Raw genomic sequence first — 15,303 nt, 5'->3', positions numbered from 1 at the left:
ACGATTCTTTATCATCGCAAAGAAAAAATGTAAAATCCACCTATAGGCATGAGTTGTCAATGATATTGAGGCGTCCTTGGGGGGAGAAATTTGAAAAATAAACTTGAAAAATTGCTTCTTGAAAAGGGTGTATGTGAATTTCATATTAAGGAAATGAAGGACACCAAAAATATAAGTGAGTATCCATATGAATTGTATTATGATGAAGTCGGAAACAGCGAAAAACTATATCGGGATGTCCCATTAAAAAAAATTAAGAGTTTAGGATTCAGGGGAACCAGTGGTGTGTCTTGGTTTGATCACGCGTGTTATAACGGTACAGATAATATTGACATTGGCCGATGTGAAAAAGCTTTTGAATACTTAAAAAAACAAAGTCTAGAAGAATTTCACACTTATTATCAACACTCACCAGTGAAATTGGTTCATTATGAAGATGATGACTTTTATGCTGTTTACGGTGATGGAACACACCGTACAATTTGGGCCAAGATAACAGAAGCTCCAACAATTTATGCTCAGGTAACTAGAGCAAGAAAGAATCCTTCCTTATATAAATCATACTTAAGATTTAAAGAATTAGAATCACAGATTAATAGGTATTTTAAGGAGAATGACCTTAGCTGGGAAGTTAAAAAAAGTCAATACTATTCAGAAATCCTTTACAAAGGTATGCCAGTAGCACTCTATTCTATAGATCCGCCTTACTCATTTAAGCGATCTTCCTACAGTCTGAATGATCAAAAGTTGGATACATGGAGTAAGGAATTAAATGAATTTATGAATGAGTTTCAAGAAAGTTTACGCTATAGGAAAATCTTTTGCAATGTTATGAAGGTTACGCCCGGAAAATTAGAGCACAAACTTTTTTCTTTTATTGAAAAGATAAGTGAAAGTTGGTCTGCAGCTAATGGAAAAGCAAGAATTATAAAACAAGGATTCGATATGTATTGTATCGATAAACAAATCATTTAAGTTACTTTAAAATATGTACAACAGTATGAGGGATGACGAAGAAACTAAAGGAGAAGTGATGAAAAAGTTAATAATTTTATGTTTGGGTATTATCGGGATATTTCTTATAGTTCAGTGTAGTAAATTTAACAACAATACAGAAGTTTATGTGGATACTCAATTAGAGGGAAATCACGATGATGAAAATGAAAGAAAAATTATGACAATGATTCAAGTCAAGAAAGTGAAGCGCTTAATGACAAATATTTAAGCCGAGAAGAGAATAAGGAATATGACATTTACGCATATGATTTAACAACTAGGGAAATTCAATCACGTAATGGACAAGACGAATATGTTTATAGAGGCAACGTGATCTCTAGTAGTCAAGCCGAAAGCTATGGTTATCACACAACACCAATTACTAAGGAAGTAGCTAAATCAATTAAATTTTGGAGGAACGATGTAGATTTTGTTCCTAAAAAGGGTGAGATTGTTCTGGTTAAATTTCCTAAGGGTAATTATAAAACCTATATTGATATAGAGCTTATGTATAAGCCAACTGGAGATTGGAATTGGTGAACAAAACATCAACGGGAATCGGGCTGCCTACATAAGAACAACCCTTGCAGTTAGCTCGCAATCCTTGTTTTGACTGGTTTGTTTTTCTTGATATTACGTAATTTAAGAGCGGGCTTTTCCACTATTCTGTACGAAAGAAATGCGGATGCAGCAGTAACAGCGATTAGGGCTATGATCAGCGGGTAATCAGACAATGCTTTATTAATTCCGGTGTATAGGAAGATGTTGATGATCACCATGTGCCATATGAAAATCCCCATACTGATATCGTTTAACCGGTTTAGCTGCCGCAATATCTTCGGCCCATTGTAACCGAACCAGACAATTGCATAACTCAAAGGCACGAACCATGAAAAGCTCCATAATGTGCTGTTTATTGAGCTCAGATGTAAAGGGTCAATTTTACAGAATAAAAATAAAGTAACAGACGATAAAAATAAAACAAGGTGCTGCGGTGACTTACTCCATGCCTTAGCCCAGAAGATACCTAAAGTGAAATAAAACATCTGCGGTAGGAAAGAATGTAAGTACAGGTTGCCGAAAACACTGCCAGGGGCGAACTTTAAAATTATGAAAGAGACTAACACACTGAAAGCGGAAACAGCAAAAGAGCAAAGAATCATTTTTGGGAATCCAAAACGTTTATAAAACCAATAAATTGCGGGCAACACCAGGTAAAAGCTAATCTGAACAGGAACTGCCCAAAGTGAATCGTTAAGGCGACCTGTGCCAATGTGATGAAATATGTCAGGGAGTATTGAGGGTATAGCACAAGATTGCTTAGAAGCCATATTCCAGTACTCATCGTAGCCATTAGTCTCAAAGTCTTTATATTCCATTAAATTCCACCACGCAAATTTAACACTACTATAATACCAGACGATATATATAAGGAGGGTTTTAATTTGATTGGAATAGCATATTTCTTAATACTCTGGCTTGGTGTTGGCTTTTCTAACGGGATTTAAGGCCTTATTTGTTGATCAGGTATATGATGAAGAGTTTAAGCAGAAAGTGATTGATTCATTTTCACCAGGTATGGAGCAGAATATGATTGAACTATTCTTTAAGAATAAAATAAATATCATGGTGTTTTACATATTAATTGGATTGCTGCCACTGGCCATAAAAATTGTTGGTCTGCTGAAAAGGGGTTAGCTATGCCGGTTATCGATACCTTTTTTGTTATTTAATTTGAAAATGATGATTACTTCAAGTCATTTAAATTAGAAGGCAGTGGTTATATAGTATCTAAGGGGTACATGACGCTTACAATGTCAGAAGCTTTAGTGATCTCAAACGAGCTACATACAGAGTTTAAAGCCACTTCTGCCATAAGACAAATTGAAGTTATTACTAGATGAGGAGTGTTCAGGTGTACTGGATTGAATGGGCTGCAATCCTTGAAGACTTTTATCAGCAGCGATTTGAGTATTTGAATGGAAGAGACACTAACCAGATATAAGGAGATGGAAGATGGGAAAAATAATCAAATAATGATAGAGTAAGGAGAAGGGGAAATTAACCAACCAAAAGTGAGGGGTATATAATGGGGTTTAAATTTAGAAAAAGTGTCAAAATTGCTCCAGGAGTTAAACTGAACATTAACTCAAAAAGTGTCGGCATCAGTGCCGGTGTTAAAGGGGCACGTATATCAACAAACACTAAAGGTAGAACCACAACCACTGTTGGAATTCCAGGTACGGGTATTTCTTATAGAAATACCGTGGATTCTAAAAGGTCTAAAAATAAAACAATATCTTCAGATCAGACAAGAGTTCAAGCTACTTCATTCCCAAACCCTATTCAGGAAGTCTATAGTTCCTTGAGCAAAAAATATAAAAAGCCATCGAAAGATCTTCAAAAAATATTTAGTCATGCCGCCAATCGAATAAATCAAGATCAAATAGTGACTTTCGTTAGAGGGAATCTAAATGGTTTCATGGGAAATGCCGGCGTTCTTTTTGCAATGCCAGATAGGTTATTGCATTATGGTGATAAATATGCAAAGTACGAGATTGTGGAATTTGATTATAATCTAATTGATCATGTAAAAGTTAAAAGTGGGCTAACGGGTTATAAACTAATCTTTGATTATGCCGGGAAAGAAATTTCAGTTTCAACAATTGATGAAGGAAGCATTGACGAAATTTTCGCATATCTTCAAGAAAAGATAGCAGAGCAATCAAATCAAAATATGAATGATGTGTCTTTTTCAAGCTCAAATATCCCTGAACAAATTAGACAATTTGCTGAGCTTAGGGATCAAGGAATAATAACCGAAGAAGAGTTCGCGAAAAAAAAAGAGCAACTGCTTGATATTAACTAATGAATATTTAAGTGAGCTTAGATTTTAAAGTAAAGTAGGTATATATTCAATGGATGAAATAAAACAAATAGGCTACCAAGATTTTTTTGATGTAATAAAAAACGAAAATTTGATGTGGGCTCATTAAAAGAGTTTGTCAATTCTTTATACGGTGAAACAAATTTTCTTGATTATAAGGAGACGATAATTGAAGAGTTTAAATTAGCAAAGCTTCTCCTTGCAAAGGCGAATTCAGGTGGAGGAATGATTGTTTTTGGCATTGAAGATAAAGAATATAAGCCAGTTGGGCTACAATTAGATGACAACTTTGATAAAACAGTTTTTGAGAAGAAACTGAGGAATTATATACCAGATGAGCTTAAGTTCTTCTCACAACTGTTAAAATACTCCGACGAAGATGTTTACGGTGATTTGAGAGGAAAAGCTTTTTTGATTGTATATATTCCAAAGCAATTGAGATACATTCCATTCTTAACAAAGAAAGAAACAACAGGAATCAAAGTAAACAGAATTTATGTAAGAAGAAACACGTCTGTTGAAGAGGCAAACAGCCATGAAATAGAGGAAATGGTCAAAAAACGAGTTCATAGTACGTATCACGATCTTTCATCGTTAACTTTGGATGAGCATATAGAACAATTGAGATGTTTATATGGGAATATTAATAAATATAACAACAAAAGTTATGCTTTTACATCTCTCGCACAAACATTTACAGCACAGCTTTATACTAATCGAAAAAATCCACATTATCCGGCTGAATCTTTTGATAAGTTTATAGCAACAATGATTGATAAAAAGAAAAGAAGAATTGAAGGTATTTTGGAAGTAGCAGAGCGATTTAATTTTGGGGGAAATTAGCACAAAAAATTAAGGAGATAAGAGAGTAGGTATTCTGTCTCCTTTGGCTTAATCTGATCGATATGAAGATTGCGTTTCTTAACAGTATTTCAGGAAAAGTAGCTGATGCCGGATTAGCCGATTCGTTTGTGGAAGAGTCATTTTTAGACTACGTGCTGATTCATGCGAAGAGTAAATACAAGCTATCATGCAGGAGCAGCGCAATGAAATAAAAGGTATCCTTGATGAAATCAGCGATATCATTCATCTTGATGTTTTCTCTACAGAGGATGTCGATAAAAAGCTGGATTCAGCAGACAAAAAACGGCTTCTTCGCAATCTCCAAGTATTCATCCGGATCAGTTACTCCATCAGCGAGCTTTTTCTTCAAATCCTTGATTTCCCGCTCTTTCGCTTCTTTCTTTTTAATCGTCAAATAAGCATCTGAATGTCTTGCAATCTCTCCTTTTTTCTTATATATGTCGCTTTCCCTGTACGCCTTGGCGTTATAGTGAAGTGGTGTTGCGTTTTTCCCTTTTCCCGCGAGTATGAGAATCTTGAACCTTCCCAGTAGCAATATGTGATCCAGCTTGAACAAGCAAAACAGATGGAAGAAGCCGGAGAAGTAACTTGGGATATATTAAAAGGAGCCGGCGTCGGCGTCGGCTTTTATGATGTCGGGAAAGACACGGTAACTGGTCTATGGGACTTCATAACCGATCTGGGGGAAACGCTGTCAGCACTGGAAAACGCAGTACTTCATCCAGTTAAAACATATGATGCTGTTTCAGCAGCAATCGAGGAATCGTATCAAAAAGATATGGTAAATGGAGATGCGTATTCCAGATCAAGATGAGTGACATATGCGGTCGGTTCAGTGGCTGTTGCTGTTGTTGGAACAAAAGGCGCAGGAGCCGTTAACAAAGCTGATGCGGTGGGGAAGGTCATAAACAAGGCAGGACATGCAGGAAAGAAAATTAAAGACGTTAAACTTCCAGATCTGCTTCCTTATAACTCTAAGTATGATCTTGCTCTGGCCGATAACGTACCATACAATGTGGTTGACAGCCAAAACCTTAAAAATGAACTTTTGACCAATGCAAAGAAAATCCCGGATGGAACGAGAAAACCGTTTGCTGGTCAAGAAATAAACCTTCCTTGGTTAAATAAAGAAAAGTATGGTCCCTTTGAGGTTAAGGGCAAGGTAAAAGCAAAGGGAAAAGTTAAAGATATAAGCCGCAGAGTGTATACTATGAAAGATATTGATATGAACCAAAAAACAGAATTTGGCGTAACAAATCTTGAGCTTATGAAAAACGGTAATGCTCCTTATGCAAAAGATAGCACACAGATTAATTTACATCACTTAATTCAAGAATAACCTGGCCCAATGCTTGAAATCCCAAACAGTTTACATACAAAATATAGTGATGTTATTCATAAGCTTAAGACTGTTGGTGAAAGTTTTGAAATGATAAGGTTTTAAAAGCACAATATGAAAGCTTTCGAAAGAGATATTGGAAAGTGGAGAGCGAAACAATTTGAGAATGAGAATTGAGGTTTTTAAATTAAATGATTTATTCGAAGGTTGAAAACTTTATTAATGAAAACAAGCAAAATGCTATATTCACAGAAGGTGCAAGCCATGAAAACATAACTCGCATTGAAGAAATCCTCCAATGCGAACTTCCTATTAGCTATAAATGGTTCTTGAAAAATACGTGCTGGTGGTTTGTTCGGGGTTTTAGTTTTAGGCTATAACTTCGATCATGCGTCAGTTGCAGATAAAACTAAAGTATATAAACAACATTATGGACTTGCTGATGGTCTTGTTGTCATAGAAGATGTTGATTTCTTTGCTTACTGCCTAGATACTAATAAAATGAAAGACGGTGAATGCCTTGTAGTTGAATGGGATAGGATAATTGGCTATCAAGATATCACTGCAGAAAGCTTTATCGAATTTTTTTATAATAAGATTCAGGAAGCGAAAGAAAACTGGGAAGAAGATAAAGACTGGGACGATTAATAAAAGAAAGCTCTCTTTTAGAGAGCTTTTTTCAGATTTTCAATTTTTAACAGGCTTTATAATGAGCAAACAGGCATTACTCAAAATACTCGCCGCGCCTATCCAAAGCAGCCATTGTGTTGCGGTCAGCCATGAGGCAGTTAGGATAAAGAGTCCAATGGCAATTGATATATAATTGCCGGCTCGGTCCAGTTTACGGTTGCAATGAATTTTATATTTAGTATGAGAAATAAATTGATCAATTTTATCTTTCAGCTCATAGCATTTTTCCTTCATCTTATCCTCTGTTTCTTTTACTTTTCGATAAAGCATATTATTCATCGTCTGCACTCCCATATCTCCGTTTTGAAAATTCAGCCATGATTTTTTCTTCATAGTCATCTGAGATGAATCGTGCCTGGCCTTCAACTTTCAAATGTGCTTTTTCTTCAAAACCATCCTGTTCTTCACCATCAAAACGATAAAGTTTTTGCAATAGCCTCCAGAATGTTTCAACTTCTTCAGTTGTGAACTCATGAAACATATCCGCTAAAAAATAGGTGGATCTTTCTGAACAGGAAATTAACGCTTTTTTTCCTTCAGGGGTAATCTCAATATTGATTGCACGTTTATCCAGTTTGCTTGGCACCGTGTGAACATATCCTTTGTTCGCGAGGCTTGAAATTAATTTGTTAGCGGTTTGTTTTGTTGTGCCCAGCTTTTTAGCGATATTCATAAGTGTGGTATCTTCCGTCGGTAAATGGGCAATAGCAATAAGAGTCATGTGCTGTCGGGAAGTCAACATTTCTAAGTATTCGTCCCCCCGAGTCTGCACCTTATTGACAACCGAAAATAATGATGCGTAACTTTGTTGCATAAAATGCAGTTCCTTCATTAGTAATTTAATATCCATAAATTATCTCCCAACTAAATTGTCACCATGTTGACAATTACAATATACATCACAAAGGGAAATAAGTCAACATGGTGACTAATAGGGACGGGTACGGCTGTTTTCAAAAATGTTACAGGCAGTCGGAGTGTTTACAAAAGGGGAAATAAGTATAATAAATGCGAAAAGGGCATTAATTCAAAGTGAGAAGGTGTTTGACATGCAGAAAGTGAACTGGTCAGAACGGTATGAATGGTTCAATAAACAAGATGAAAAAGACGGGCGTTTAATGGCGCTCCTTCGTCATGAGCTTACATATGAGGAAGTCATACGGATATATAAGAAAGGGTTTTATTTGAAATCTAAAGAAGGGGATGTTTCGTTACGTAAGAACGATATCTGTCGTATGTTTGGGGTTGAAGAGAGGCAGGGCGGCAAATCTTAATGAACGGGAAGAGAAAAACTCTTCCCGCTTTTCACAGCAGCTGTTATTCTTTTTCCAGCATGGAAGTCAGCCATTCTCTTAATGCCGTCTTCTGCACATACCGCTTTCCGTTTCTCGTGATATGCGGAATGTCATATATCCAAACCTCCAATAAACGTTATCATTTTTTATACGGTGAAGCCGGCCGAAGGATTCAGCCTTCAGCAAAACCGCCGGGCGTTTATTGCGGACGGTTTTGATTGCTGAGCTTTTCCACCTGCACCTTTCCGGAGAAGAAAACAGCGCCTCCGCCCATATCCGCCAGCCGATCGGGCGTGAGTGAATTGACGAGCTGTTTTTTATCATCCATATCGGCCCAAAGACCTTGGCTCACCGCAACGCCGGGAAGCACCTGTTCGCCGACCGAAACAGTCAATTCGCACTCTCCGCGGTGATTCCAAACTCTAACGGTTTCTCCGTCTTCTATGTTCCGGCGTACAGCATCTTCTGTATGAATAAAAAGTTTTGGCGCTTTTTCCAGTTTTACGTGTTTTTCGTTATTTGAAAATGTCGAATTTAAAAAATTATGATTCGGTCCCGGGACAAATAAAAGCGGAAAATCGTCATCGCTCTCAAGAGGGATGTGTGTCGGCAGCGCCGGATAACCGTCCTGTTTCATCTTTTCCGAATATAATTCAATTCTTCCGCTCGGTGTCTTGAGCTTTCCCGGAAAAAGCGGTTTTTTCCGTTTGGCTTTCATGAAGGAATGGCGTGAGAGCGCTTCGTAATCAATATCCTCGATATACGGATTGTCGGGAAAGTCCAGCGCCTGTCTGATCAATTCTTCATCGGAATCCTGAAGCTCCTGCTCGGTAAATCCCATTGCTCCGGCAAGCAGACGGAACACTTCCGTATTCGATTTGCTGTCCCCGTAGGGTTCGATCACCGGTTTTTGCAGCTGAATAAAATGATGCCAGTAAGACGTGTAAAAATCCGTGTTTTCAAAAGCGGATGAAGCAGGGAGCACGATATCCGCATATTTGGCGGTTTCCGTTAAAAACAGATCGTGAACGACTGTAAATAAATCCTCCCGCAGCAGGCCTTTTCTGACTTTATTCGCTTCCGGCGCAACCACTGCGGGATTCGTACCGTAAATAAACAGGGAGCGCACGGGCGGTTTTGTTTCTAAAAGAACGCTTCCGAGCCTGTTCATATTAAATGATCGCGGCTTCCTGCCGTAAAGCAGATCAGGCCGCTGGAGCGCTTGTCTGTTATAGTTTAATACCGCGCTGTTGTGCTTGATTGCGCCTCCTCCGGTGTTGAGCCACTGTCCTGTAACAGCCGGAAGGCAGGAGACGGTGCGGACGATCATTCCGCCATTGTCATGGTGCTGAATGCCGTTTCCAATCCTGATAAGGGAAGGGGAGGTTTCCCCGTACATTCTCGCAAGGCGTCTGATATCGTCGGCTTTAACGCCTGTAATAGCAGAAACCGTTTCCGGATCATAGTGTTTAACATGCGCTTTTAATTCTTCACTGCCTTCGGTGTATTCTGTGAGAAATGCTTCATCGTGAAGGTTTTCGTCGAATAAGACATGCATGATACCGAGGGCGAGTGCGGCATCTGTGCCGGGACGAATGGGAATAAACCAATCGGCAAGCCGGCCGGTTTGGTTCTTATGTACATCGATAACGACAATTTTAGCCCCTTTTTTCCGGGCTTTTTGAGCAATCATGATTTGGTGCATATTCGTGCTGACGGCATTGATCCCCCAAAAAATAAAGAGCTTTGCATGTATGGTCTCCTCCGGATCAGTACCCGCTCCTTCACCCATTGTATAGTTATAGCCTTCAGATCCGGCTTTGCTGCAGATCGTCCGTTCGAGATGACTCGCTCCGAGACGATGGAAAAAACGGCGGTCCATTCCCTCTGCCGCCAGTTTTCCCATATTGCCGTAAAAGCTGTACGGAAGAATGCTTTCCGCTCCTTCTTCGGCAATAAGCTCTTTCCAGCGCGAACTGATCGTATTGATTGCTTCCTCCCAGGAAATAGGCGCAAACGCGGCTTCACCTTTTTTACCGATCCGTTTTAACGGAACGGTTACGCGCTTCTCATCATAAATACGCTCAGCCATGTGTCTGACTTTGTTGCAAATATTCCCTGATGTGACCGGGTGATCGGGGTCTCCCTGAATGTTAACGATTTTTCCGTCTTTTTTTGTCACAAGCAAGCCGCATTGATCGGGACAGTCTAGTGAGCACACCGACTTAAAGACCCCGTTCGGCTGTGTTGCAGCAGAATTCATAGCCCATTTCTCCTCTTTGTTTATATTGTAAGCATTATAACATTTCAAAATCGAACGTCAATTCAGAAAAAAGTGTTGACATTACGGAAAGACTTTTCTATGATGAGTTTATTCTTTTAAACAGCCTGACAATTTCATCATTTTATTTTCTATCCAGAGAGGTGGAGGGACTGGCCCTATGAAACCTCGGCAACATTTATTGTGCCAATTCCAGCAAGCGTATGCTTGAAAGATAGGAAAGAATGGTCTATACATATTTGTGCGCTTCAAGCGTATAAAGACGGTATATGAATCTCTTTCCTTCTTTGAGGAAAGAGATTTTTTTATGAAAAAATTTATGTGAAAAGGATGTTTTGCACCATGACGGTTTTAATTACCGCGCCATATCACGACGAGGGGCTGAAGGAGCTGACTGAGCTGTTCGGCCGGACTGTGCACCGGCCGTGGAAGAAGCACGGCCGGGCCTATCGGGAAGATGAATTAATCCGAATGATTCAAGAGACAAACGCGTCGGGGCTTATTACCGAACTTGATGAGGTGTCTGAGCGTGTTATTGACATATTGCCGGATTCCGCTTTTATCGGTGTCTGCAGAGGGATGCCGTCTAATGTGGATATTGCGGCGGCGACTAAAAGAAAAATCCCCGTTTTCTTTACACCGGCCCGCAATGCCCAGGCCGTTGCTGAAATGTTTATCGGAAATGTGATTTCATTTTTGCGTCATACGTATTCTTCCCATCAGTGGCTGAAGGACGGAAAGTGGAATGGTGATTATTTGCAGGCTTACGTCAAATTCAGAGGAAATGAGCTGACGGGGAAAACAGTCGGCCTTATCGGTTTCGGAGCTGTCGGACAGAGAATCGCCCGGCTATTGGCCGCTTTTGATTGCAAGGTGCTTTACTATGATCCATTTGTCCGTCATGAAAACCGGGAGTATGAAAAAACGACGATTGAACGGGTATTTTCTGAAAGTGATATTGTTTCCGTTCACTTGCCGCGCACAGAAGAAACCATCGGCCTTATCGGCGCCCGGCACTTTCAATTGATGAAACAGGAAGCTGTTTTTGTCAATACGTCAAGAGCGGCGGTTACAGACAGGGAAGAGCTGCTGCGGGTGCTGAAAGAACGGCGGATTAAGGGAGCGATCCTTGACGTGTTTTATCATGAACCGCCTGAATCTTCTGATTATGATTTGATCTCTTTGCCGAATGTGTTCGCGACTCCCCATTTAGCGGGCGCAACATTTGAAGTGGAAGATCATCATGTGAAGATTTTAAATGAAGCGCTTTTCAAATGGAAACAAGATCAAACCTGCTCAATACGTGAACTTTATAACAAAAGAGAACTTGAAACGGAAGGAGGAGGCTGTAATGGCTGAACAAAAAGGCTACCTTGTATTTGACATCGGGACGGGGAATGCGCGAGTTGCGGTCGTGACTGCCGGCGGCGAAGTGACCGCGCTTGAAAGGGAAGACATTGAATATGTGACGGATCCGCTTTATCCGGACGGACGATATTTCTCACCGGAAGGGTTATGGACGCAAATCAGCGCTATGGCAAGAAAGGCTATTGCCAAGAGCCCTCATATTACATTGATCGGAATCACCTCAACAAGCCAGAGGCAGGGAATCGTTCTGATCAATAAAGATAAAAAGGCATTTCTCGGTCTGCCCAACATTGATAACAGAGGGCGTGAATGGGAAGGCGGGATTGAGGCAGAAGAAGAAGTGCATCAGCAAACCGGACGTCTTCCGAGCGCTTTATTTTCCGCCATGAAACTTGTCGGATTAAAAGCCAGACAGCCGTCTTTATGGAAAGAAGTGAAGTACATCACAAGCATCAGTGACTGGGTGACATTTGAGCTGAGCGGAATTTTAAGCTATGAACCGTCACAGGCTGCTGAAACACTGCTGTTTGACGTAAGGAAAAAGGCGTGGTCAGAGAAATTATGCAACATCTTCGGTGTGCCTTCTGCCATTCTTCCTTCACTCGTCCGATCTGGGACGGTTGTCGGAATGTTAACGTTTAAGAAAGCGGCGGTGCTCGGTCTTTCTGAAAGAGTGCCTGTGATTGCAGGCGGGGGAGACACACAGCTTGCCATCAAAAGTGCAGATGCAAAGCCGGGAGATATCGTCATCGTATCCGGCACAACGACGCCGATTACAAAGATAACAGCGGAGACCGGAACCGAAAGTTTAGAGAATGCATGGCTGAATTGCCATACAGAAGAAGGTCAATGGCTTCTTGAAACGAATCCGGGTGTAACAGGACTCAATTATCAAAAATTAAAATCCATTTTTTATCCGAATGAATCCTACAGCGTCATGGAACGGGAAATCGCAAGTCTGCCGAAACATGATCATGCCTGTATTTCTGCGTTAGGCTCCTATTTATCGCCTGAGAAAAACGCACTGGCAAAAGGCGGATTTATATTTGACGCTCCGCTGTCCCAAAACTTAAGCAGAGCCCATTTTGTTAAAGCCGCACTGCTGGAAATCGCTTTTTCAATCAAATGGAACTATGAGGCGTTAACAGAGGTGGCTTCCTTTTCACAAGATTATGTGAAGGTGTGCGGCGGCGGTTTCCAAAGCGATGCTTTGACGCAGTTTCTTGCTAACCTTCTTCAAAAGAAAATCTATAAGAGAGAGGGGTTCAGCCAGGCATCCGCAATGGGAGCGGTGATGATTTGCAACGAAGCTCTCGGTGTGAAAGCAGAGCTTTCGACCCGCACAAAGATAATTGAGCCGGAAGCGGATCAGACGGATCTCTTCCTATATGAAGAATGGAAACATACGCAAAAATTATTTACTCATTTTCAGCCGGCGGTGAAAGCCTGACTTGGGGATGAGATGACAACATGAAAGATTGCTGAGGAGGAACAAAAATGCTTAATAAAATAGGAATTCCAAAACAGCTCGCCTGGGGATTTTTAGGGGTCGTGCTGTTTATGATGGGGGACGGCCTTGAACAAGGCTGGCTCAGCCCGTTTTTAGTTGAAAACGGCTTGACGGTACAGCAATCAGCATCCTTGTTTACGGTTTACGGTATTTCTCTTGCTGTGGCGTCGTGGTTTTCAGGGGTCTGCCTCGAAGCCTTCGGCGCAAAGCGGACGATGTTTATGGGGCTGTTGTTTTACGTCATCGGAACAGCCGCGTTTATCGCATACGGATTTGAGAATCTTAATTTGCCGGTGATGTATGTCACGTATTTTATTAAAGGGCTGGGTTACCCGCTGTTTGCCTATTCATTTTTGACATGGGTGATTTACCGGTCGCCGAAAAACAGGCTCAGTACGGCGGTCGGCTGGTTCTGGATTGCATATTGCTGCGGGATGTTTGTATTCGGTGCTTGGTATTCAAGCTGGGCCATCAAATCCTTCGGCTATTTGAATACGCTGTGGAGTTCAATTTTCTGGGTATGCCTCGGCGCGTTTTTTGCTTTGATTTTAAATAGGGACCGCTTTGAAAAGAAAAAGGCAGATAAGCGGGAAAAGGCGCAGGAATTAATGAAGGGAATCACCATCCTTGCTGAAAATCCGCGCGTGCTCTCTGGGGGGATCATTCGGATCATTAACAGCATCGGAACATACGGATTTCCGGTATTCCTCCCGATGCATATGGCGCAGCACGGCATTTCTACAAATGTATGGCTTCAAATTTGGGGAACGATCTTTCTCGGAAATATCGTTTTTAACTTAATATTCGGCGCAGTCGGCGATGCCTTCGGCTGGAAAAAGACCGTCATGTGGTTCGGAGGAGTGGGCTGCGGCATTTTTACTCTTTTATTATATTATGCTCCTGTTGTATCACATGGGAACTTGCTTTTGGTCAGCATTGTCGGTTTTATATGGGGAGGGCTCCTCGCCGGGTTCGTTCCGATCGGGGCTATCGTGCCGACGGCGGCCGGCAGCAATAAAGGTGCTGCCATGTCTGTGTTAAATCTGGCTGCGGGCCTGTCGGCATTTGTCGGTCCCGCGCTTGCCTGGGCGTTCATCGGGCTTGTCGGCGCACAAGGCGTTGTATGGATTTTCGCAGCGCTCTATTTCGTAAGTGCAATCTTGACAAATCAAATCAAAATACCTGAAGAGAAAACGGCAAAACACAATAAAGCATTGCCTGAATACGCTTCTTAACAGCAGCGCCCCGAAAATTCGGGGCGTTTTTTTACAGCATCTGAAGAAACCCGGCAAACCGCTGAATTTGTTCACGTAACGATTGTTGGTTTTCGTGAAATTGCTTGAAACGATGTCCGTTTGCTCCGGACGGATGCGGGAAGCCTTCCAGAATGACCGCATGGCCCATTCTGCCGTTCTTCTTCAGCATGCGGCAGGCCGATTCTGCTGCTTTACCGAGAGGGATAAGCAGAATGTCCTTTTTCATCATTTCTATTTCATCCGGAAAACATGTCAGCGCGTAACGGCTGAGAAGAGCTGATCTGCTGATTGCCGGCCGATGTCCAGTATAGTTTTTCTGTTTATAAAAAACAGGGTGTTTAATAACGGATGTCGTATGAAGCAGCTCCCGTTTTGAATCAAATAACCGGGATGAATCCTCAACGTGAAGCGCGGCCGGCAGACCGCATTCATTAAGCATTTCGATGATGTGCTGCCTCATGGAACCGGAAAGTCCGGCCGCTTTTTTTGTCTCATATGCTATCACCTCAAGAGATTCGCCGTTTTTTAAAAGCTGTGCCGCTTTTTTGTAAGCCCGCTGCATCTGAAAAAAACCGGGTGTAATTCCGGAGATGACAACCGCAGCATGTGGGTTGATATACTCATTATGAGGCGAATAATACATATCCAGATCTCCGTCCTTGGCTAAATGGAACTCCGGAGTCAGCAAATCCGATTTTGTAAATCCTCCCGAAGATGATAATGCTTTAAGCTGCTGCAAAAAATGCGCAAGCCGCTCACGATCGCAAATCATGTTATGCCTCCTTGAATCCGCCAGTTTCTCTTAGTGTCATCAAAA

At 41.3% G+C, this 15,303-nt stretch carries 13 protein-coding genes, 4 pseudogenes and 1 riboswitch; of the genes and pseudogenes, 12 read left to right on the top strand and 5 right to left on the bottom strand.

The window, feature by feature from the left end:
- Positions 1–90 precede the first annotated feature (90 nt).
- The gene (locus tag VP472_RS09680; protein WP_146276990.1) at positions 91–975 is read left to right on the top strand and encodes a hypothetical protein; all 885 of its coding nucleotides are present in this window, start codon (positions 91–93) and stop codon (positions 973–975) included.
- Between the two features lie 58 nt (positions 976–1,033).
- On the top strand, positions 1,034–1,225 hold the full coding sequence (locus tag VP472_RS09675) for a hypothetical protein (RefSeq protein ID WP_246879740.1): 192 nt from the start codon (positions 1,034–1,036) through the stop codon (positions 1,223–1,225).
- A gap of 361 nt (positions 1,226–1,586) precedes the next feature.
- Here the strand turns inward: VP472_RS09675 and VP472_RS09670 are convergent, their stop codons facing one another.
- On the bottom strand, positions 1,587–2,375 hold the full coding sequence (locus VP472_RS09670) for an acyltransferase family protein (protein ID WP_225979755.1): 789 nt from the start codon (positions 2,373–2,375) through the stop codon (positions 1,587–1,589).
- A 66-nt stretch (positions 2,376–2,441) separates the two neighbouring features.
- On the opposite strand from VP472_RS09670, the pseudogene VP472_RS09665 reads away from it, so the two are divergent.
- From VP472_RS09665 to VP472_RS09635, 6 genes and pseudogenes are all read left to right on the top strand, one after another.
- Positions 2,442–2,694 (top strand): annotated as a pseudogene (locus VP472_RS09665) (hypothetical protein).
- A 223-nt stretch (positions 2,695–2,917) separates the two neighbouring features.
- Positions 2,918–2,991: pseudogene (locus VP472_RS20095) on the top strand (hypothetical protein); the annotation flags it as partial.
- A 94-nt stretch (positions 2,992–3,085) separates the two neighbouring features.
- Positions 3,086–3,865, top strand: coding sequence for a DUF4236 domain-containing protein (locus tag VP472_RS09660; RefSeq protein WP_058906100.1), 780 nt, complete (start codon positions 3,086–3,088; stop codon positions 3,863–3,865).
- Between the two features lie 114 nt (positions 3,866–3,979).
- Entirely contained in the window at positions 3,980–4,726 is a 747-nt protein-coding gene (locus tag VP472_RS09655) for an ATP-binding protein (protein ID WP_146276988.1), read from the top strand.
- 71 nt (positions 4,727–4,797) lie between these two features.
- Positions 4,798–6,263: pseudogene (locus tag VP472_RS09640) on the top strand (HNH/ENDO VII family nuclease); the annotation flags it as partial.
- Positions 6,264–6,277: 14 nt separating this feature from the next.
- A pseudogene (locus VP472_RS09635) lies at positions 6,278–6,734 on the top strand (SMI1/KNR4 family protein).
- A gap of 39 nt (positions 6,735–6,773) precedes the next feature.
- Here VP472_RS09635 and VP472_RS09630 read toward each other — a convergent pair.
- The gene (locus VP472_RS09630; protein WP_061581688.1) at positions 6,774–7,055 is read right to left on the bottom strand and encodes a hypothetical protein; all 282 of its coding nucleotides are present in this window, start codon (positions 7,053–7,055) and stop codon (positions 6,774–6,776) included.
- Complete coding sequence (locus VP472_RS09625) at positions 7,048–7,626, bottom strand: MarR family winged helix-turn-helix transcriptional regulator (protein WP_146276986.1); 579 nt, start codon at positions 7,624–7,626, stop codon at positions 7,048–7,050. The genes VP472_RS09630 and VP472_RS09625 overlap by 8 nt, the downstream gene beginning before the upstream one ends.
- Positions 7,627–7,825: 199 nt before the next feature.
- On the opposite strand from VP472_RS09625, the gene VP472_RS09620 reads away from it, so the two are divergent.
- On the top strand, positions 7,826–8,050 hold the full coding sequence (locus tag VP472_RS09620) for a hypothetical protein (RefSeq protein WP_094247880.1): 225 nt from the start codon (positions 7,826–7,828) through the stop codon (positions 8,048–8,050).
- 220 nt (positions 8,051–8,270) lie between these two features.
- Here the strand turns inward: VP472_RS09620 and VP472_RS09615 are convergent, their stop codons facing one another.
- Positions 8,271–10,334 (bottom strand): molybdopterin oxidoreductase family protein, encoded by a 2,064-nt coding sequence (locus VP472_RS09615; protein WP_146276984.1) that lies wholly within the window; start codon positions 10,332–10,334, stop codon positions 8,271–8,273.
- A 146-nt stretch (positions 10,335–10,480) separates the two neighbouring features.
- Positions 10,481–10,573: riboswitch (SAM riboswitch) on the top strand.
- 121 nt (positions 10,574–10,694) lie between these two features.
- On the opposite strand from VP472_RS09615, the gene VP472_RS09610 reads away from it, so the two are divergent.
- Genes VP472_RS09610 through VP472_RS09600 form a run of 3 tightly spaced genes read left to right on the top strand, consistent with a single transcriptional unit; the run spans position 10,695 to position 14,465 of the window.
- Positions 10,695–11,711, top strand: coding sequence for a 2-hydroxyacid dehydrogenase (locus tag VP472_RS09610; protein WP_094247881.1), 1,017 nt, complete (start codon positions 10,695–10,697; stop codon positions 11,709–11,711).
- Entirely contained in the window at positions 11,704–13,170 is a 1,467-nt protein-coding gene (locus VP472_RS09605; RefSeq protein WP_146276982.1) for an FGGY-family carbohydrate kinase, read from the top strand. Before VP472_RS09610 ends, VP472_RS09605 begins: the two co-directional genes overlap by 8 nt.
- 47 nt (positions 13,171–13,217) lie before the next feature.
- On the top strand, positions 13,218–14,465 hold the full coding sequence (locus VP472_RS09600; protein WP_146276980.1) for an RbtT/DalT/CsbX family MFS transporter: 1,248 nt from the start codon (positions 13,218–13,220) through the stop codon (positions 14,463–14,465).
- 31 nt (positions 14,466–14,496) lie between these two features.
- Here the strand turns inward: VP472_RS09600 and VP472_RS09595 are convergent, their stop codons facing one another.
- Entirely contained in the window at positions 14,497–15,258 is a 762-nt protein-coding gene (locus tag VP472_RS09595) for a hypothetical protein (protein WP_146276978.1), read from the bottom strand.
- Positions 15,259–15,303 lie beyond the last annotated feature (45 nt).

Source organism: Bacillus sp. MT(2024) (genome assembly GCF_036362845.1).
In the GTDB taxonomy this organism is placed as follows: domain Bacteria; phylum Bacillota; class Bacilli; order Bacillales; family Bacillaceae; genus Bacillus; species Bacillus velezensis.
This window is presented reverse-complemented; position numbering and strand designations above follow the sequence as displayed.

Excerpts from the sequence above, each read along its gene's own strand:
- VP472_RS09675 (WP_246879740.1), top strand. The coding sequence starts at position 1,034 with ATGAAAAAGTTAATAATTTTATGTTTGGGTATTATCGGGATATTTCTT.
- VP472_RS09670 (WP_225979755.1), bottom strand. The coding sequence starts at position 2,375 with ATGGAATATAAAGACTTTGAGACTAATGGCTACGATGAGTACTGGAAT.
- VP472_RS09660 (WP_058906100.1), top strand. The coding sequence starts at position 3,086 with ATGGGGTTTAAATTTAGAAAAAGTGTCAAAATTGCTCCAGGAGTTAAA.
- VP472_RS09630 (WP_061581688.1), bottom strand. The coding sequence starts at position 7,055 with ATGAATAATATGCTTTATCGAAAAGTAAAAGAAACAGAGGATAAGATG.
- VP472_RS09625 (WP_146276986.1), bottom strand. The coding sequence starts at position 7,626 with ATGGATATTAAATTACTAATGAAGGAACTGCATTTTATGCAACAAAGT.
- VP472_RS09620 (WP_094247880.1), top strand. The coding sequence starts at position 7,826 with ATGCAGAAAGTGAACTGGTCAGAACGGTATGAATGGTTCAATAAACAA.
- VP472_RS09615 (WP_146276984.1), bottom strand. The coding sequence starts at position 10,334 with ATGAATTCTGCTGCAACACAGCCGAACGGGGTCTTTAAGTCGGTGTGC.
- VP472_RS09610 (WP_094247881.1), top strand. The coding sequence starts at position 10,695 with ATGACGGTTTTAATTACCGCGCCATATCACGACGAGGGGCTGAAGGAG.
- VP472_RS09605 (WP_146276982.1), top strand. The coding sequence starts at position 11,704 with ATGGCTGAACAAAAAGGCTACCTTGTATTTGACATCGGGACGGGGAAT.
- VP472_RS09600 (WP_146276980.1), top strand. The coding sequence starts at position 13,218 with ATGCTTAATAAAATAGGAATTCCAAAACAGCTCGCCTGGGGATTTTTA.
- VP472_RS09595 (WP_146276978.1), bottom strand. The coding sequence starts at position 15,258 with ATGATTTGCGATCGTGAGCGGCTTGCGCATTTTTTGCAGCAGCTTAAA.